Origin of the sequence: Heyndrickxia oleronia, from assembly GCF_017809215.1 — a bacterium.
Lineage (GTDB): Bacteria > Bacillota > Bacilli > Bacillales > Bacillaceae_C > Heyndrickxia > Heyndrickxia oleronia.
The window spans coordinates 2,585,449-2,603,019 of the sequence record NZ_CP065424.1 but is presented as its reverse complement, the minus strand read 5'-3'; the positions used below and the strand labels follow the sequence as shown (position 1 = coordinate 2,603,019).

Below are 17,571 nucleotides of genomic sequence, written 5' to 3'. Positions count from 1 at the left end.
AATCAATGAATAGAGCCAATCATTTAGATAATATTATGCAAAAACTTGGACCATTACTTGGATTTATTATTTTAGTAGTAATCGTATCTATTTTAAATCCAAGCTTTTTACAACCTTTAAATATTTTGAATCTATTAAGACAAGTTGCTATTAATGCTTTAATAGCATACGGTATGACATTTGTAATTTTAACCGGAGGGATTGATTTATCGGTTGGATCAATATTAGCATTATCAAGCGCATTAATGGCTGGGATGATGGTTTCTGGATTAGATCCAATTTTAGCTATAATAATTGGTTGTTTACTTGGTGGAGTAATGGGAATGGTTAACGGTTTATTAATTACAAAAGGAAAAATGGCTCCATTTATTGCTACATTAGCAACAATGACAGTATTTCGTGGTTTAACGCTCGTGTATACTGATGGAAATCCGATTACAGGCTTAAGTGATAGCCGACTATTTCAATTATTTGGTCGTGGCTACTTTTTAGGAATACCAGTTCCTGCAATTACTATGATTATTGGATTTATTATATTATATATCATTTTACAGAAAACCCCATTTGGTCGTAAAACTTACGCCATTGGTGGGAATGAAAAAGCAGCACTTATCTCTGGAATTAAGGTTCCTCGTGTAAAAATTATGATTTACTCACTAGCAGGGCTATTATCTGCGTTGGCAGGTGCGATCCTCATTTCTCGTCTAGACTCTGCACAACCAACAGCGGGAACTTCATATGAACTTGATGCTATCGCAGCAGTTGTATTAGGTGGGACAAGTCTTTCAGGAGGTCGTGGGAAGATCTTCGGTACCCTAATTGGGGCATTAATTATTGGTACATTGAATAACGGGTTAAATTTACTTGGTGTTTCATCATTTTATCAAATGGTCGTTAAAGGAATTGTTATTCTTATAGCCGTTTTACTTGACCGCAAAAAAGCAGCATAGGAGGGGTATGTAATGAAAAAAATCTTTGTATTAATGATGGCCTTATCAATGATTCTATTAGGGGCGTGCTCGATGCAACCACCCGAATGGGCTAAACCATCTAAAAAAAGCAATTTAAAAAATATTAAAATAGGATTATCGGTTTCTACTTTAAACAATCCCTTCTTTGTTTCATTAAAGGATGGTGTTTTAAAGGAAGCGAAGGCAAAAGGAATGCAAGTGATAGTTATAGATGCACAGAATGACTCTGCAAAACAAGTAAATGATGTTCAGGACTTGTTACAGCAAGGTGTGGATGCACTATTAATTAATCCAACAGATTCTGCAGCTATTTCAACGGCTGTGCAATCTGCCAATGATATCGGTATTCCTGTTATTACGCTTGATCGTTCTGCAGATAAGGGGAAAGTAGAGTCATTAGTAGCATCTGATAATATTAAAGGTGGCGAAATGGCAGCCAATTATATTATTGATCAGCTAGGTGAAAATGCAAAAGTAGTTGAATTAGAAGGTGTTCCTGGGGCATCGGCTACGCGTGAAAGAGGAAAAGGCTTTCATAATATAGCAGATAAGAAATTGAAAGTCGTAGAAAAGCAATCAGCACATTTTGACAGAACAGAAGGGTTAAACGTGATGGAAAACATCATCCAAGGTAATCCTGATATACAAGCTGTTTTTGCTCATAATGATGAGATGGCATTAGGTGCCTTAGAAGCCATAAATAGTTCAGGGAAAAATATAATTGTAGTAGGTTTTGATGGGAATGATGATGCACTAAAATCCATTAAAGATGGAAAATTAAATGCAACAGTTGCTCAACAACCAGAACTTATCGGTAAACTAGCAGTAAAAGCAGCTGGAGCTGTTTTACAAGGAAAAAAAGTAGAAAAAAATATTCCTGCACCATTGAAACTTGTAACCAAATAAAAAATAAACCAGACCATGTTGTTCTTTTTGCAGCATGGTCTTTTAATAAATATTTCACTCGAGAAAAGAGTTGAAAACTCCATAGAAACCACACTGAAACCTTTTTTAGGTGTAAAATCAAGGAGTTAGGCTTTTAGAAAAGTAATAAACTCTACTTAAAACAGCCATTTTATAAAAGAGAAGGAAATGGAGTTAAACTCTAGCATCAGTATATGCTATAATGGAGATTCAATTTAAAACAGGAAGTGACTTAAATGATAAAAATTGATATACCAACTTCTGATGTGGTGATTGTGAAGCAGAAACCACTTCAAGATGTAAAAGATCATAAAATTAGTAGTGAGTACGGTTTTACGGATTTCAGAAAGATTTCACGAGAAAAAGGAGGTTTAATACTCTTCTATAATAAAAATGATGAGCTCTTGTTTGTTGGTAAGGCAAGAAAATTACGTCAAAGAGTGACGAAACATTTTGAGGATAATGTATCTCCAATAAAAAAACATCGTGAAGAAGTTCAAAAAATCGCTGTAATATATGTTGAAGATCCAATGGAACGAGAGATTTATGAGACATATATGATTAATAAATATAAGGCAAAATATAATATTGAAAAGGTATTTTACAAGTAAACAATTGAGGGACATTGTATTTTCAATGTTCCTTTTATTTTTTGTTATAATGCAAACATATAGGTTAATCCAATAATAGTGGAGGTAGTGGTAATGGGGTATTCTTCATCAATTATCGATTTAATTGGAAATACACCAATTGTAAGGTTAAATCGTGTAGTTCATGCAAATGGGGCATCCGTTTTTATTAAATTAGAATCTTTTAACCCTGGGGGCAGTGTAAAGGATCGCGCGGCAGCCAATATGATTGAGCAAGCAGAAAAAGAAGGGAGGATCCACCCAGATCACACCGTCATTATTGAACCTACTTCTGGTAATACTGGTATTGGTTTAGCAATGGTATGTGCAGCGAAAGGGTATCGTTGCATAATTACAATGCCAGATAATGCAACGATGGAACGAGTTCGATTATTACAAGCATATGGAGCAAAGGTGTATTTGACTCCTGCTTCAAGGAGGATGACAGGTGCAATCGAAAAAGCAAATGAACTTGCAAGTAACATTGAAGGAAGTTTTATTCCTATGCAATTTGATAATCCGGCAAATGCTGATGCACATAGGGGAACAACAGCTGTTGAAATAGTTGAAGCATTTGAAGGAAAACTCGATGTGCTTGTACTGACTGCAGGAACAGGAGGTACCATTACCGGTGTTGGGGAGGAATTAAAAAAGAAGATTCCTCACTTGAAAATATTTGTAGTTGAGCCAGCAGGATCACCTGTTTTATCGGGTGGACAACCTGGACCACATAAAATACCTGGGACAGGTCCTGGTTTCATTCCGAGTATTTTAAATCGTCAAATTTATGATGATATCTTATTAATTAAAGATGAAGATGCAATCAAAATGGCTCGAAGACTCGGTAAGGAAGAAGGGATTTTACTAGGGGCATCGGGAGCTGCATCGGCATTTTTTGCCATTGAGATCGCGGGAAAATTATCAAAAGATGCAAGAGTATTAAGTATCGCACCTGATACAGGAGAAAGATATTTATCTTCAGAATTATATGCGGAATAAATATTTAAGGGGGGGGCTTTTAAAAATGGCCCCTTTTAATATTTAATGTACTCGAGAACTTTATTGATGTAATTTTCTAGTGGTTGGCTCGAATCGATGATGAGATAATGATTGGTATCAGGTTTTTTACTTTGGTTAATCGCTTGATAAAAACCTTCCTCTGAATCCACCGTCTGAATTTGGCTCACCATCCTGGTACGGCTCTTTAATCTTCGCTTAATTTCTTCAACATCGTTTAAATAACATTCAATATATTTGTATTTTGCACCATTTTTATTTGCTAAAGCTACTCCTTTTTCCACCATTTCAGAATAGAAGCATGGACTATCGAAGATGACACTATGACCTTGAGAAAGATGAAATTCAATTAAAGCCCACTCAATATGATATGACACACTCCCAGCTCTCCTAGGGTCAATTGGAAGATCATCTAACGATTCTAATAAAGCGGTTTTGACAATGTCATGATCAATAATGACTGCTTGAATTGTTTGAGCTATTTTTCTCGACAGTGTTGATTTACCAGAACCAGGGAAGCCTGCCATTTGTAAAAAAAAATTCATTACTATCACACCTTTTGGATTAATCATTTTTAAAGATAATCAATCACTATTATAAAAAAAGCATATTAGATACATTTATTCGACATATTTATGTTCTTCCCTTTTTTTCGTGGCTATTTTCTTATAGTAAGTTGTTTTTGTAAAAGCCTTGCTTGCTGTTTTCCGATTTTTATACATTCTTTAAAGAAATTTTTAAATGGCAACGCTTTCATCTGAATATTTAGAAAATTAATGTTTAAAATCTAAATTTGACATGATATAATGTACAAATTATAGGAAAATTCTGTGGAAAGAAGGGTAAATAATGAGTCAAGAGATGGTGAAAGCAAAAACAGTACATGTGGAAGACATTCTTATTGCGTATCAACAACTAAAAGATATTGTAGCGCATACACCATTACAAAAAAATGAACGATTATCTGAAAAATATCAGTGTAATGTATATCTAAAGCGAGAAGATTTACAGCATGTTCGTTCATTTAAACTTAGAGGAGCATACTATAAAATTAAAACAATTGAAGCTGAGGCAAGGGAAAGAGGAGTTATTTGTGCGAGTGCAGGAAATCATGCTCAAGGTGTAGCTTATGCTTGCAGAGACCTAGGAATAAACGGAAAAATTTTTATGCCACAAACCACTCCAAAACAAAAAATAGATCAAGTAAAAATGTTTGGTCGTGAACATATAGAAGTAGTTTTAATAGGTGATACATTTGATGATTCATCTGCAAGTGCGTATGAATGTGCAGAAAAGGAAGGCAGAGTATTTATCCACCCTTTTGATGATGAAAAATTGATAGCAGGTCAAGGAACAGTAGCTGTTGAAATTTTGAACGATGTAGAAGAGCCTATAGATTTTGTTTTCGCAAGCATCGGTGGTGGTGGATTAATGTCTGGAATAAGTACTTACATAAAAAGTGTTTCTACCCATACCAAGCTAGTTGGAGTGGAGCCTAGTGGGGCAGCAAGTATGAAAGCATCTATTGAAAATGGGAGTGTTTATCCACTGTCAAATATTGATAAATTTGTTGATGGTGCTGCGGTAAAATGTGTCGGTCAAAAAACTTATGAGATTTGTAGTCAATTTGTAGATGACATTATTCCAGTTCCGGAAGGTAAAGTATGTACGACAATATTAGAATTATATAATGAACATGCTATAGTTGCTGAACCTGCCGGAGCATTGCCAATTGCTGCTCTAGATTATTATAAAGAACAGTTAAAAGGGAAATCAGTCGTTTGTGTCATTAGTGGGGGAAATAATGATATAGGGAGAATGCAGGAAATTAAAGAGAAATCATTGATCCATGAAGGATTACTTTATTACTTCATTGTTAACTTTCCACAAAGGGCAGGTGCGCTTAGGGAATTTTTAGATAATGTTCTTGGCCCTGATGATGATATTACTACCTTTGAATACACCAAAAAGAATAATAAAGAATGTGGTCCTGGACTAGTCGGGATTGAGCTAAAAAGAAAGGAAGATTATCATTTACTAATTGATCGAATGAAGAAAAAGGGATTTCCTTATACAGAAGTAAATAAGGATAGTAATCTATTTCACTTACTCATTTAGCGTTCTCCACGTAACATACTAATAAAGGCAATCAAATTTTAGGGGATTCCCATGAAAATTTGATTGCCTTCTAGTCAATTAAATATTGTTACGAATAAATTTCTGAATTTCTCTATTTCCAATAAACTTTTTAGATTTCTCATCCCACAACTTAAAAGTAAGTGACTTTAGACTTGTCCATAATGTAAGAGTAGGTACATCTTGGAGTCGGGGATCACTTTTATGAGCTTCTTCTAAATGGTAGTTTGGAACCTTGGAATTAAGATGGTGAACATGGTGAAACCCAATATTCCCTGAGAACCATTGTAATAGTTTTGGAAGTTTATAGTAAGAGCTACCTTTTAATGCTGCCTCGACATAACTCCAATTTTCTCCACTTTCAAAATAACCATCTTCAAATTGATGCTGGACATAAAACAGCCATACACCTGCGAATGAGGCAATGAAAAAAATCGGGAGTTCAACTAATATGAACGCTTTCCAACCTAATGTCATGCCGAGAATTAGTACAATAGTAAGTAATATCACATTTGTTATCCAGACATGTCTCTTCTCTTTTTTTGTTGCATTTTTTCGATTAAAACGATAGGAGATTAAAAAAAGATACAAAGGTCCAATAATGAACATGACAAACGGGTTTCTATAGATTCGGTACCACACACGCTTTAGAAAGGGAGCATTTGCATATTCTTGTAATGTTAGTGTCCAAACATCTCCATCACCACGTTTATCTAAATGTCCATTCGTTGCATGATGGATGGAGTGGCTATGCTTCCATTGTTCATACGAACAAAATGTAAGTAAGCCTGTTATGATCCCAACAATTTCATTAGCTTTTCGATTTTTGAAAAACGAATAATGCGTACAATCGTGAAATATAATAAATGTTCTAACTAAAAATCCAGCTGCAGGTATAGCGCATAACAATGTAAGCCAATACGAAATATTTAGGCTTAAATAAGACAATACCCAAAATATAACAAAAAGTCCAACTGAGTTGATTAATTGGCTAACACTTGCAGACATACGTGGTCGTTCAAAAGATGCTAACTTTTCCTTCCACTCACGAAGTTCGTTCTTTAGTTTGTTTGTCATTTTCACCATCACCTTTTTCATCAATTTAATATATTACGAGCAAAACTAATTTCTTCGATACTGAAAGTAATACATACTTAACGGCCACCAAAGAATGATAAAAATAGGGTAAACCGCCCAAATAGTATTAGGGGAAGATACTGTATTTACAGCAATGAAAAAAAGAATGATTAGTAAGCTAGCTGCGATCGAAAATTTGTAATATTCCTTCTTTTTTGCGTAAAATAGTGCTAATGGCCACCATAAAACAACAAAGCTAGGATAGATTGCCCACGGATACTGTGGTGATATGGTTGCGTTTAGAAAAGAATAATAGACAATTGTCATTAGGCTTCCTATTATTGCAAGAAAAACTGTTTTCCGACCTTTTTCCATAAACATTAGGGTTGGCCACCAAAGTATCGGATAACTGGCATATAAAAACCATGGGTGAAACGGGCTATGCACATAATTAATTGTTATGAAAAATAAAATTAGAATTACACTTGTAAAAAGTGAGTGTAATTTAAGGCTTTTATGTTTAATAGAGTACATACTAAATGGCCAGAGTAAAAGAAAAAAGGTTGGATAGATAAACCATAAATAATCTGGATTAGTTAAGTAGTTAACCACTAAGAAGAATAAGATACAAAGGATACTCCCTAACCAAGCGAAAATTATATCCTGTTTCTGCATGTTCATTTCTCCTTTATTTTCGACGTAACCATCTATAGAACATACTTAACGGCCACCATAATACAGCAAATGTAGGATAAACAAACCAAATAGTTTTTGGTGTATAATATAAATTAATAAATATAAACAAGGCAATGATAAGAACGCTACCCCATATAGAAAAGCCTAAGTCTAATTTGGTCATATTCTTCTTAGTAGGTTGAGCTATTCCTAATTCTTTTTCAATTTCATCTATATCCCCAAATTCTATGATTGTTTTATTAATGGCATCTTCTTCCTCTTTACCTTGGGCAATTAAGTCATATACTTTTTCCTCAAGATTTTCTATTATTTCTTGTTTAATTTGCTCTTTTTCTTGACTTTCTGGAATTCTTTTGAATAATTCATCAACATGCTCTTTTACTGATTTCACTGTAATCCCTCCAAAAATAAATCAACGATTTCCTTTGTTTCCTTCCATTCTTTAATCATTTCTTTAAGATAAGCTTTCCCAAGTGGAGTAATCCGGTAATATTTTCGTTTTCCGCCATGGGTAATGCTACCTGTATAAGATTCAATTAGATCCTTTTTTTCTAGACGTTGAAAAACAGCGTAAAGAGTTGCTTCTTTTATTTGAAATCGATTTTCTGTACGTAGACTTATTTGTTTAGATATTTCATATCCGTACTGATCTTTTTCTAGAATTAAACAAAGAATGATGGAGTCCAAATGTCCACGAATGATGTCACTTCTAATCATAATTCACCTTCCAGTTTAATGATTATTCTATCTGATAGAGTAATACTAACTCAAATTACTCTATCTGTCAAAGTAAAATTTCATCAGAACATCATTTTTTCATACAAAATAATTTGAACTTATTTTTGACGGGTATGTATATGGTGGCTTTTTGGGGGAGGTGAGGGAGGTATTGAAAAATCTATAATTTTATTTAAATAGATACATATCTATTCCCATTTGAATATCGTTCAATCAAAATAAAAAAAGACAGTCCCTAAATAATGATAATTAGAGACTGTCCTGTCATTTTTATGAAATTTTATTAAATTGGCTATGGTCATCGAACAGTCGAACCCTTACATTTTTCTTTGTTCCAGCTACCATCTTCCCACAGGTTGGACATTGAGCCTTTAACCCTTTGAAAGCGTTTACATTAAAACCGTCTAAATTTCCATGAGTAAAAGGTGATTTGAACCATCTTTTACAATTAGGATTGGTACATTGAATTTCTAAAACTTTACTACTCATTTTCATCATCCCCCTTTTATAAGATATGAAAATATCAAGTGGTTCTGCTCCGTCCATCCCCAGTTTCTATTTATAGGTATTCTTTTTTTAGCTTTATGATAAAAGATAATGGCTTATTCACTTGGGTCCGATGAACAAAGCGTTTTCACATTTCTTATATTTATATATTCGCCAAAGATCGAATAGTTTCCTTTAATTAAAGGGAGAATCATTTATTAAATATTAAGATTATTTTTAAGGGTTAAAAGAAATAAATATACATAATATGGTATAATAGGGTTATAAAATACAAGGTGGGAGTATGGAGATGAAAAAAAGTATAAAAAAAGAAATTCTTTCTTGGACCAAAACCATTATATTTGCAGTCGTTGTTGCCTTTATTTGTAGGAAATTTATCTTTGCCCCAATTACTGTTCAAGGGGTATCAATGATGCCAACATTTGAAGAAAATAATAAACTTATCGTATCAAAATTAACTCGCATTGACCGTTCAGATATGGTTGTTTTTCATTCTCCAATTTCAAATGAAGATTTTATTAAAAGGGTTATAGGTTTACCTGGAGACCATGTGGAAATGAAAAATGATCAGTTGTTAATAAATGGTGAATTATACAAAGAACCATATTTACAAGAAAATAAAAAAAATATCTCTTTAACAGAAACATTGACTGAGGATTTTCAAGTAGATGTGCCGAAGAACTATTTGTTTGTTATGGGGGATAATCGTAGACATAGTAATGATAGTCGAAAATTTGGATTTATTCATAAAGATTCTATAATCGGTGAAGTAAAGCTTAGATTTTTCCCTATTCAAAAGATAGGGTTTCCGAAATAAATGAAAAAAGGTGATGAATCTTATTTTTTAGATTCATCACCTTTTTTTCAATTTTTATTAAAAAACCCCAACTAAACTAAGAAATACAAGGACGATAACGATCGGAATAACCCATTTCATTAAGATTCTCCATGAAAGATACCAAGAAGAGGACAAGGAGTTACTTAACATAAATTCAGACTTTACTAATGATTGGTCCATTCGATAACTGATGAATAATGCTATAAGAAAGCTACCAATTGGAAGCATTAGATTACTGACTAAGTAATCAGTCGCGTCAAATATATTGTTACCTAAAATATGGAATTTTTGCAAAGGGCCAAAAGAAAGTGCTGCTGGAATCCCCGCGAGGAAAACAATAGCTCCTGAAATCAATGAAGTTTTTTTTCTTGATCTGTTTCCCTTAGAAGTAAAGGCAGCAACAATTATTTCTAATAAACTAAATGATGAAGTTAAAGTTGCAAATAAAAATAAAATTAAAAACAAACAAAGGAATACTTCCCCAAATGGTATTTGTGAAAAGACAGTCGGAAGTACATTAAATAATAATCCTGGACCTCCAGCAGGTTCTAATCCAAACGCAAAAACTACTGGGAATATTGCTAGACCCGCAAGCAGTGAAACAAATATATTCATCCAAACTACTGAAAAAGCAGATGCTGGAATACTAACATCCTTTTTTAAATATGAACTGTAGGTTACCATACAAGAAAATCCAACTGCTAATGAAAAAAAAGACTGCCCTAATGCATATAGAATGGATTCAGCTGTAATCTTTGAAAAATCAGGATATAAGAAAAACTGAATGCCTTCCAATGCTCCATCTAAGGTAATGGAACGAATGACAAGAATGATAAAAAAGATAAAAAGGATCGGCATCATATATTTATTTGCCTTTTCGATTCCATTTTGAATCCCGAATGAAATGACAATAATATTAATAAGAATAAAGAGTGCTAAACCACCAATCGTAATTAAAGGGTCGCTTGTAATTTGTCCGAACAACTCCGGGTAATTAGTACCTTCTTTTATCACCATTCCTACGATGGATAATCCACTATAAATGATAATCCAACCACCAACTACACTATAAAAAGATAATAATAGAAAACAACCAAGAACACCTAGTTTACCTACCCAGGCCCAAAGGCTATTTGGTGCAAGGGCTTTATAGGCGCTAATTGCTTCTTTTCCGGAACCACGTCCTATAATAAATTCTGATATTAACAATGGAAGCCCAATTAATATGGTAAAAATAACAAAAATAAGAAAGAATGCACCTCCACCACTCATACCGGTGACGTAGGGAAACTTCCAAATGGCTCCTAAACCGATCGCAGCTCCTGCAGAAGATAAAATAAAACCAATTTTCGATGACCATTGATCTTTTTTTTGATTCATAGAACTCTCCTTTATATTAATAAAATAGATATATTTATCATACCATTATTCTGAATTTTTTGACGTATTAAAGAGAAAAGTCGTAAATCTTTTTTTGATTTACGACCTTTCTACAACAAAGACTAGAAAAGGGGATTTTTAAACAAGTAACTAAAAACTTTCAATTGCACCTGCAACATCATAAAGGCTTAGGTCCAAATCTGACTCTAATCCAAGGGCAAGCTTTGCTAATTCAGCCCCAATAAAGGGACCCATCGTTAAACCTGATGCTCCAAGTCCATTCGCGAGCAAGATTCCTTGATGCTCTGGTAGAGGACCAAATACAGGAAGGAAGTCTGGTGTAAATGGTCGGAATCCAACACGCGTTTCGAGTATAGTACTATCTACTAATCCCGGGGCAATCTGTAGTGCCTTATTTAGAACCTCGTGAATACCTCCTGCAGTTACTCGATAATCGAAACCAACATTATTTTCATGGGTTGCTCCGATTACAATTCGATGATCATCAAAGCTTAGAATATACTGGTCTGTAGGTGGCATAACCACAGGCCAATCTTTTGTTTCCATGTTAGTTAATTGTAAATGAATAATTTGTGCTTTTTGAGAAGACACTTTAAAATGTAACCCAATTGGTTCAAGAAGCTGTTTTGCCCAAACACCTGTTGTTACAATCACAGAATGGCTATGTATCATTTGATCATTCACAATAACACCTTTAACTTTATTGCCATCCATTACTAAATCTGCATGTCCATTTATTATATTTGCTCCATGCTTTGCTGCCCCTCTTAGTAATGAGGAACGAAGTGCTCGACCATCTACTCGTGCAGCTCCACTGACATGAACAGCTCCAAAACCATCTGCTAGAGGAGGAAATAAGGCTTTTGTCTGTTCTTCCGATAAAACTGTGATTTCTCCCATTTCTGGTGCATCTTCTTTTCTTTTTAATGCTCGCTTTTTCATTTCGTAGAGCTTTTTTTGATCGGAATGGATACTGATTGCTCCAACACGTGCATAACCAGTATTTTGTTCACCATCTTTTTCTAAATCAGAAATTAAGTTTGGATAAAACTTTGCCCCGCCTTTAGCAAGTGCATACCAAGCTTTATTACGCCTCTGAGAAAGCCATGGACAAACAATCCCTGCAGCTGCATCGGTAGCTTGCCCTTTATCCATTCGATCAATGACGATTACTTCTGCTCCAGACTTTGCTAATTGATAGGCAGTTGAAGCACCTAGAATTCCAGCTCCAATAATAATTATTTGATTCATTGTCTTCATTCCTTGAACTACTTTATATGTATTAAAGATATTTAATTATATGGCTTTCGATGGAAGGAAAAAACTCTACTATAAATATTAGCATAAAAATTTACTACGGGAAAACTTTAATTATCTACTATATCAAAATATAAAAAAAGTGTAGTGACATGTGTAAAGACACATGTTAATATTTATTAGGATTCTCTAAATTAAAAGGAATACTCAAAGGTATCTTTAAATTATTGCTTAAGAATTTTCAACATTGAAAGGGAGATTTATTTCATGGGCAAGATTTTAAAATTAGCTAATAATAAAAACCCTGTAAAGTGCAAAATTATTAGAGAGTAAAGGTATGGATAAGTATTTTTATCGTATATCAATGTGGAGGTTTGTTATGTCAAAAGGTAGAAGTATATCTAATAAAAAATTACTTAGTATTGCGGGTTTAGGTTGGATGTTTGATGCGATGGATGTAGGTATGCTTTCCTTCATTATTGCGGCGTTGCAAAAAGAGTGGAACTTATCCGTTCAAGAAATGGGGTGGATTGGAAGTATAAATTCTATTGGAATGGCTGTAGGCGCATTTGTTTTTGGACTATTATCTGATCGAATTGGTAGAAAACACGTCTTTATCATTACTCTTTTATTATTTTCTTTAGGTAGTGGTGCATCAGCTTTTACAAATACACTATCTATTTTCTTAATTCTTAGGTTCCTCATTGGAATGGGATTGGGAGGAGAACTTCCTGTTGCCTCAACGCTTGTGTCAGAAAGCGTACCTACTGAGAAGCGTGGTAGAATTGTTGTTTTACTTGAAAGCTTTTGGGCATTTGGTTGGTTACTCGCGGCTGTTATCTCATATTTTATTATTCCACAATTTGGTTGGAAGATAGCCCTTTTAATTAGTGTCATTCCAGCTTTTTATGCCCTTTATCTTCGGCTACATTTGCCAGACTCAAAACGTTTTACAAAGGTTAAACAAAAAAATTCAATGTTAAAAAATGTAGCTAGTGTCTGGTCAAGGAAATTTACACGAAAAACATTAATGCTATGGATTCTTTGGTTTTGTGTAGTGTTTTCCTATTATGGAATGTTTTTGTGGTTGCCAAGTGTTATGGTAATGAAAGGGTTTAGTATGATTAAGAGTTTCGAATATGTATTAATTATGACCCTTGCTCAATTACCAGGTTACTTTACTGCAGCATGGTTTATTGAAAAGATAGGGAGAAAGTTTGTATTAGTGGTATATCTCATCGGTACAGCAGTTAGTGCCTTTTTATTTGGGAATGCCGACACTTTATTTATGCTGATTCTCTCCGGAATCCTTCTATCATTTTTTAATTTAGGTGCATGGGGAGCATTATATGCGTATACACCAGAACAATATCCAACAAGTATAAGAGGGACAGGTACAGGGATGGCTACATCTTTTGGGCGCATTGGTGGTATTTTAGGACCACTCTTGGTACCCTATTTAATTGCTCAGAATATATCTATTACGATTATATTTACAATTTTTTGTGTTTCCATTTTGATTGGTGCAGCCTCAGTATTATTTTTAGGAATAGAAACTAAAAATACGGAAATAGAATAATGTAAAAATAAGATAAGGAAAGCTATTTTTTAGCTTTCCTGTTGTTGTGATAAAAATAATACCATATGTTCTTCATCGAAGTATTGATTTTCCATTTTAAGTGCATGTTTTTCTAGGGCAAAAGTGCGAAATCCAAATTTGGAATAAAGATTTTTGGCTTCAATATTTGATGCTACAACCGATAAGTATATTTGTTCGATCACTTTTAACTCATTTGCTTTATTTATTACTTCCTTTAACAATGCGTTGGCTACCCCGAGTTTTCGTTTGTCTGGTTTAACAAAGAGTGCAAAGATGGATCCTCGATGCTTCAGCTTTCGTTTTGTTTCTTTAACAAAAGTGACGGTTCCAATTAATTCTTGGTTATCAAATGCACCAAAAGTAAATGCAACGTCTGATTCTAATTTTGAAATATACTGTTCGAGTGGGGCATCTTTTTCTTCCTCGTAACTAGAACCAAAAGCTTCCGGACTCATTTGTAAAGCTTGTAAGCGAAGGGTTCGATATATAATAGCGTCAGTTCCGTTTAAATGTCTGATCTCCATATTGTTTCCTCCAAAGTGAATCGCAAAGAAGAAGACTCTTTTCTCAAACGTTACTCCAGTTTTTAGCTAAAGTTTCAAAATTAATTAATATTAGCTGAAAATCGCTAGCTGTCTAATTTTGACTGAGAAAAGAGCTGTAAACTCCTTCAGAACCGCTGAATCTTTATTAGGGTAAAAGCCAATCGCTAGGCTTTTTTCAAAAGCAAAAAACGATTCGAAAACCATTAAAATAAAAAGAATCAACTTTTATTTACTTGCTTAATAAACTCACGCATTAAACCTGGTAAATCTGGCCATGCATGTCCCGAAACAAGATTTCCATCTACATGAAGGGGTTCTGAAATATATTTAGAACCAACTGCCTCTACTTCAGGTTTACATGCGATATAAGCAGTCATTTCCCTTCCTTTTATATGATCACGTACAGTTGTTAACACAAGACTTGCGTGACAAACAGCAGCAATCGGCTTATTCTCTATAAAGAAATGACTTACAATTCTTGGAATGTTATCATTTAAGCGAATATATTCAGGTGCACGCCCTCCAGGAATAATAAGACCATCATAATATTCAGGTTGAACTTCCTCGAAAGCACTACCCGCTTCAATTAAATATCCAGCTTTTTCTGTATAAGTATCCCAACCGATAAAATCGTGCACAACAGTATGCAACTTTTTCTTAGATGGAGCGGCAATTGTTACCTCAAAACCTTCTTCTAAACACCGAAAATAAGGATAGTAGATTTCTAATGCTTCTACAGCGTCACCGGCAAGGATTAATATTTTTTTTGCCATTAAAATGCCTCCCTAATTTATAAGATTATAGTTTATAAATACAGTTCAACAAATGAAATGGAAATCCTTTAAAAAAATGAAAATAACTATTATAAATATTTGACTGAAATATGGTTGTATTTTTATAATAAATATATAAATAATCAGTTAATTCGTTACTTGAAAATTCTTCTTTCGCCAATGTAGTGAGGGGAGAGAGACTGGTACTTAATCTGTTGTATTAAATGTAAATACTATATAAGGTAACTTAAATAATAATAAGTAGAAGCTTCAGTTAACCATGATTATGGATAATCTTATATGAGTCATTTTTTTTACATGATCTCATAAACTAAGATAAATATTTCTTATGATAAGGGTGGGATATTGTATGCCAGTAAAAGTAACAATGGCCAATGGGAAGGAATATTTGGTTGATACACATATCGACGATTTTATGAAAAAAGTTACAAATCAAATGGGACTGATGACTAATGTTATACAGAAATTTGGGAATTTAATTATCAACCCAACCTTTATCTCATCTGTAGAGGTTATTGATCGTGATAAAGCATTATAAGTAAAAATAAAATAAGTATTCAAAGATGATTGTCTCATTTATTGGATGATCATCTTTTTTAATAGGGTATTTTATGTTATACAGGACTTAGTAAGTTTCATGACCTTAATGTCTTACAGTATAATTGAATATTAGTAAAATATAAGCTTAATATTGATGGGGTGTAGAAATGGATAAAGAAGTGTATCTAACACATGATGGAGTTTCTTTGGCAAACTTGATTAAGAAGAAAGAAGTTTCACCTAAAGAACTTGTTGAAGCAGCGTATGAACAAATGGAAGCTGTAAATCCTCATTTAAATGCAGTAGTTCGTACCCGAAAAGAGAAAGTAATGGAGGAAATTGACCAATTACATATAGAAGAGCAACCCTTTGCTGGTGTTCCCATAGTATTAAAAGATATTTCTCAAGCTATCAAAGGGGAACCACTGACTTCAGGCTCCAAGCTTTTTACCGATAATATTTCTAGAAGAGATTCCAATTTTGTGGACCGTTTGCGTAAAGCCGGATTTCTTTTCTTAGGTCATACAAATACACCTGAGTTTGGATTAAAAAATATAACTGAGCCTGAAATTTATGGTCCTACAAGAAATCCATGGAACACTAAATACTCTGCAGGAGGATCGAGTGGTGGATCAGCTGCCAGTGTTGCATCTGGTATTGTTCCAATCGCAGGGGCAAGCGATGGTGGTGGCTCCATTAGAATTCCAGCATCCTTTACAGGTCTATTTGGGCTAAAGCCAACTCGTGGCAGAACGCCTGTTGGTCCAGGTGTAGGTCGTCAGTGGCAAGGTGCGTCAATTGATTTTGTATTATCACGTTCTGTTCGAGATAGCGCGGCTTTATTAGATGTTTTACAGACCATTCAACCGGAGGCAGCCTTCCATATACCATTGTTCGATGGAAGTTACTATGAAGAAATAAAAAAGAAAGCAAATAAGAAATTCCGTATTGCCTTTACTACTAAATCCCCTGTGGGAACGCCAGTAGATGAGGAAGCAAAGCAGGCAATATATAAAACTGTCCAATGGTTAGAAGAGCAAGGTTATGAAGTAGAAGAGAAGTCTAATAATGTTGACGGAATTCGCTTAATGGAAAACTATTATATTATGAATAATGGAGAAATGGCAGGAATGGTTGATTCAATTGAAAAATCATTAGGAAGAGCGATAACAGCAAATGATATGGAAATTGTGTCATGGGTATTAACTGTTGCAGGAAAATCGGTTACTGCCGCTGAATTTACACAAAGCATCGCTGAATGGGATTTAGCTGCTGCTCAAATGGCCGAGTTTCATAAAAACTATGACCTGTATTTAACACCTGCAACGGCTAATTCTGCACCAAAGATTGGAGAGTTAACTCAAAATGAAAAAGAAATTAGTGAGCTAATGAAGATTAGTGAATTAACGAAAAATGAACAATTAAAACTGGTTTATGATATGTTTGAACCAAGCCTAACCTATACTCCATTTACACAATTAGCAAACTTAACAGGTCAACCCGCTATTTCTGTACCTGTACATCTAACTAAAAATGGCCTTCCTCTTGGGGTTCAATTTATGGCTCCAAAAGGAAAAGAGCAATGGTTATTCAAAATTGCAGGTGAAATTGAGGATTCTGATCTATGGATTGGTATGAAGGGGAATCCACTATTTGCTAATGCGTAAGAAATAGTCAGTTTAATAACTTGAAAAATCATGAGACTAAACCAATAGATAACGTGTTGGTTTAGTCTTTTTTAGATTATTTTAATTAAAAAAGGATATTGACATGTTCTTTATAAAGAACTATAATGAAGTGAATTAATCAACTAGGAAAATAGTTGTAATTGTATATAAAACAAAAAATGCTTTGGATAAATTATATATGCAATTAAAAAAATTGTTTCTGTATGACATCTC

General features: G+C 34.0%; 19 protein-coding genes. 9 read left to right on the top strand and 10 right to left on the bottom strand.

The window, feature by feature from the left end; genetic code table 11:
• Nucleotides 1-5 precede the first annotated feature (5 nt).
• From rbsC to cysK, 4 genes are all read left to right on the top strand, one after another.
• On the top strand, nt 6-950 hold the full coding sequence (rbsC, locus tag I5818_RS13015; RefSeq protein WP_139358222.1) for a ribose ABC transporter permease RbsC: 945 nt from the start codon (nt 6-8) through the stop codon (nt 948-950).
• Between the two features lie 12 nt (nt 951-962).
• The gene (gene rbsB, locus I5818_RS13010) at nt 963-1,877 is read left to right on the top strand and encodes a ribose ABC transporter substrate-binding protein RbsB (protein WP_058003747.1); all 915 of its coding nucleotides are present in this window, start codon (nt 963-965) and stop codon (nt 1,875-1,877) included.
• A gap of 254 nt (nt 1,878-2,131) precedes the next feature.
• Nucleotides 2,132-2,506: a nucleotide excision repair endonuclease gene (locus I5818_RS13005; RefSeq protein WP_058003746.1), complete on the top strand. Its 375-nt coding sequence runs from the start codon at nt 2,132-2,134 to the stop codon at nt 2,504-2,506.
• Between the two features lie 93 nt (nt 2,507-2,599).
• Nucleotides 2,600-3,523, top strand: coding sequence for a cysteine synthase A (gene cysK, locus I5818_RS13000; protein ID WP_058003745.1), 924 nt, complete (start codon nt 2,600-2,602; stop codon nt 3,521-3,523).
• A gap of 35 nt (nt 3,524-3,558) precedes the next feature.
• Here the strand turns inward: cysK and I5818_RS12995 are convergent, their stop codons facing one another.
• Nucleotides 3,559-4,086 (bottom strand): P-loop nucleotide/nucleoside kinase family protein, encoded by a 528-nt coding sequence (locus tag I5818_RS12995; RefSeq protein WP_078111252.1) that lies wholly within the window; start codon nt 4,084-4,086, stop codon nt 3,559-3,561.
• Nucleotides 4,087-4,390: 304 nt separating this feature from the next.
• Between I5818_RS12995 and ilvA the strand changes: the two genes are divergently transcribed.
• Complete coding sequence (gene ilvA, locus I5818_RS12990) at nt 4,391-5,659, top strand: threonine ammonia-lyase IlvA (RefSeq protein WP_058003743.1); 1,269 nt, start codon at nt 4,391-4,393, stop codon at nt 5,657-5,659.
• A gap of 78 nt (nt 5,660-5,737) precedes the next feature.
• Here the strand turns inward: ilvA and desA are convergent, their stop codons facing one another.
• The 5 genes from desA to I5818_RS12965 form a co-directional block, all read right to left on the bottom strand.
• Nucleotides 5,738-6,754 carry a Delta(5) desaturase DesA gene (gene desA / locus I5818_RS12985; protein WP_071975889.1) on the bottom strand — a complete coding sequence of 339 codons (1,017 nt, stop codon included), beginning with the start codon at nt 6,752-6,754 and terminating at the stop codon, nt 5,738-5,740.
• Nucleotides 6,755-6,799: 45 nt separating this feature from the next.
• Nucleotides 6,800-7,429 carry a hypothetical protein gene (locus I5818_RS12980; protein ID WP_071975890.1) on the bottom strand — a complete coding sequence of 210 codons (630 nt, stop codon included), beginning with the start codon at nt 7,427-7,429 and terminating at the stop codon, nt 6,800-6,802.
• 13 nt (nt 7,430-7,442) lie between these two features.
• Entirely contained in the window at nt 7,443-7,841 is a 399-nt protein-coding gene (locus tag I5818_RS12975) for a permease prefix domain 1-containing protein (RefSeq protein ID WP_058003740.1), read from the bottom strand.
• On the bottom strand, nt 7,838-8,167 hold the full coding sequence (locus tag I5818_RS12970; RefSeq protein ID WP_058003739.1) for a PadR family transcriptional regulator: 330 nt from the start codon (nt 8,165-8,167) through the stop codon (nt 7,838-7,840). Before I5818_RS12970 ends, I5818_RS12975 begins: the two co-directional genes overlap by 4 nt.
• Before the next feature lie 291 nt (nt 8,168-8,458).
• Nucleotides 8,459-8,677, bottom strand: a complete 219-nt coding sequence (locus I5818_RS12965; protein ID WP_071975891.1) for a hypothetical protein — start codon at nt 8,675-8,677, stop codon at nt 8,459-8,461.
• 307 nt (nt 8,678-8,984) lie between these two features.
• Between I5818_RS12965 and lepB the strand changes: the two genes are divergently transcribed.
• On the top strand, nt 8,985-9,512 hold the full coding sequence (gene lepB, locus I5818_RS12960; RefSeq protein ID WP_071976034.1) for a signal peptidase I: 528 nt from the start codon (nt 8,985-8,987) through the stop codon (nt 9,510-9,512).
• 57 nt (nt 9,513-9,569) lie between these two features.
• Here the strand turns inward: lepB and I5818_RS12955 are convergent, their stop codons facing one another.
• Both I5818_RS12955 and I5818_RS12950 read right to left on the bottom strand, forming a co-directional pair.
• Nucleotides 9,570-10,913 carry a sodium-dependent transporter gene (locus tag I5818_RS12955; RefSeq protein ID WP_071975892.1) on the bottom strand — a complete coding sequence of 448 codons (1,344 nt, stop codon included), beginning with the start codon at nt 10,911-10,913 and terminating at the stop codon, nt 9,570-9,572.
• 150 nt (nt 10,914-11,063) lie between these two features.
• Nucleotides 11,064-12,185, bottom strand: coding sequence for an NAD(P)/FAD-dependent oxidoreductase (locus I5818_RS12950; RefSeq protein ID WP_071975893.1), 1,122 nt, complete (start codon nt 12,183-12,185; stop codon nt 11,064-11,066).
• A gap of 385 nt (nt 12,186-12,570) precedes the next feature.
• Between I5818_RS12950 and I5818_RS12945 the strand changes: the two genes are divergently transcribed.
• Nucleotides 12,571-13,770, top strand: a complete 1,200-nt coding sequence (locus I5818_RS12945; RefSeq protein WP_058003735.1) for an MFS transporter — start codon at nt 12,571-12,573, stop codon at nt 13,768-13,770.
• A gap of 29 nt (nt 13,771-13,799) precedes the next feature.
• Here the strand turns inward: I5818_RS12945 and I5818_RS12940 are convergent, their stop codons facing one another.
• Nucleotides 13,800-14,315, bottom strand: a complete 516-nt coding sequence (locus I5818_RS12940) for a GNAT family N-acetyltransferase (RefSeq protein WP_078111361.1) — start codon at nt 14,313-14,315, stop codon at nt 13,800-13,802.
• Between the two features lie 239 nt (nt 14,316-14,554).
• On the bottom strand, nt 14,555-15,109 hold the full coding sequence (locus tag I5818_RS12935; RefSeq protein WP_078110546.1) for a DJ-1/PfpI family protein: 555 nt from the start codon (nt 15,107-15,109) through the stop codon (nt 14,555-14,557).
• A gap of 370 nt (nt 15,110-15,479) precedes the next feature.
• Here I5818_RS12935 and I5818_RS12930 point away from each other — a divergent pair, with 370 nt between their 5' ends.
• Both I5818_RS12930 and I5818_RS12925 read left to right on the top strand, forming a co-directional pair.
• On the top strand, nt 15,480-15,668 hold the full coding sequence (locus I5818_RS12930; RefSeq protein ID WP_058003732.1) for a hypothetical protein: 189 nt from the start codon (nt 15,480-15,482) through the stop codon (nt 15,666-15,668).
• A 169-nt stretch (nt 15,669-15,837) separates the two neighbouring features.
• Nucleotides 15,838-17,337, top strand: a complete 1,500-nt coding sequence (locus I5818_RS12925; RefSeq protein ID WP_078111292.1) for an amidase — start codon at nt 15,838-15,840, stop codon at nt 17,335-17,337.
• The last annotated feature ends 234 nt before the right edge of the window (nt 17,338-17,571 follow it).

Coding starts and splice junctions, on each gene's coding strand:
- I5818_RS12995 (WP_078111252.1), bottom strand. CDS start 4,086: ATGAATTTTTTTTTACAAATGGCAGGCTTCCCTGGTTCTGGTAAATCA.
- I5818_RS12955 (WP_071975892.1), bottom strand. CDS start 10,913: ATGAATCAAAAAAAAGATCAATGGTCATCGAAAATTGGTTTTATTTTA.
- I5818_RS12945 (WP_058003735.1), top strand. CDS start 12,571: ATGTCAAAAGGTAGAAGTATATCTAATAAAAAATTACTTAGTATTGCG.
- I5818_RS12930 (WP_058003732.1), top strand. CDS start 15,480: ATGCCAGTAAAAGTAACAATGGCCAATGGGAAGGAATATTTGGTTGAT.
- I5818_RS12935 (WP_078110546.1), bottom strand. CDS start 15,109: ATGGCAAAAAAAATATTAATCCTTGCCGGTGACGCTGTAGAAGCATTA.
- I5818_RS12925 (WP_078111292.1), top strand. CDS start 15,838: ATGGATAAAGAAGTGTATCTAACACATGATGGAGTTTCTTTGGCAAAC.
- ilvA (WP_058003743.1), top strand. CDS start 4,391: ATGAGTCAAGAGATGGTGAAAGCAAAAACAGTACATGTGGAAGACATT.
- I5818_RS12980 (WP_071975890.1), bottom strand. CDS start 7,429: ATGCAGAAACAGGATATAATTTTCGCTTGGTTAGGGAGTATCCTTTGT.
- I5818_RS13005 (WP_058003746.1), top strand. CDS start 2,132: ATGATAAAAATTGATATACCAACTTCTGATGTGGTGATTGTGAAGCAG.
- rbsB (WP_058003747.1), top strand. CDS start 963: ATGAAAAAAATCTTTGTATTAATGATGGCCTTATCAATGATTCTATTA.
- cysK (WP_058003745.1), top strand. CDS start 2,600: ATGGGGTATTCTTCATCAATTATCGATTTAATTGGAAATACACCAATT.
- I5818_RS12940 (WP_078111361.1), bottom strand. CDS start 14,315: ATGGAGATCAGACATTTAAACGGAACTGACGCTATTATATATCGAACC.
- I5818_RS12950 (WP_071975893.1), bottom strand. CDS start 12,185: ATGAATCAAATAATTATTATTGGAGCTGGAATTCTAGGTGCTTCAACT.
- rbsC (WP_139358222.1), top strand. CDS start 6: ATGAATAGAGCCAATCATTTAGATAATATTATGCAAAAACTTGGACCA.
- desA (WP_071975889.1), bottom strand. CDS start 6,754: ATGACAAACAAACTAAAGAACGAACTTCGTGAGTGGAAGGAAAAGTTA.
- I5818_RS12965 (WP_071975891.1), bottom strand. CDS start 8,677: ATGAGTAGTAAAGTTTTAGAAATTCAATGTACCAATCCTAATTGTAAA.
- lepB (WP_071976034.1), top strand. CDS start 8,985: ATGAAAAAAAGTATAAAAAAAGAAATTCTTTCTTGGACCAAAACCATT.
- I5818_RS12970 (WP_058003739.1), bottom strand. CDS start 8,167: ATGATTAGAAGTGACATCATTCGTGGACATTTGGACTCCATCATTCTT.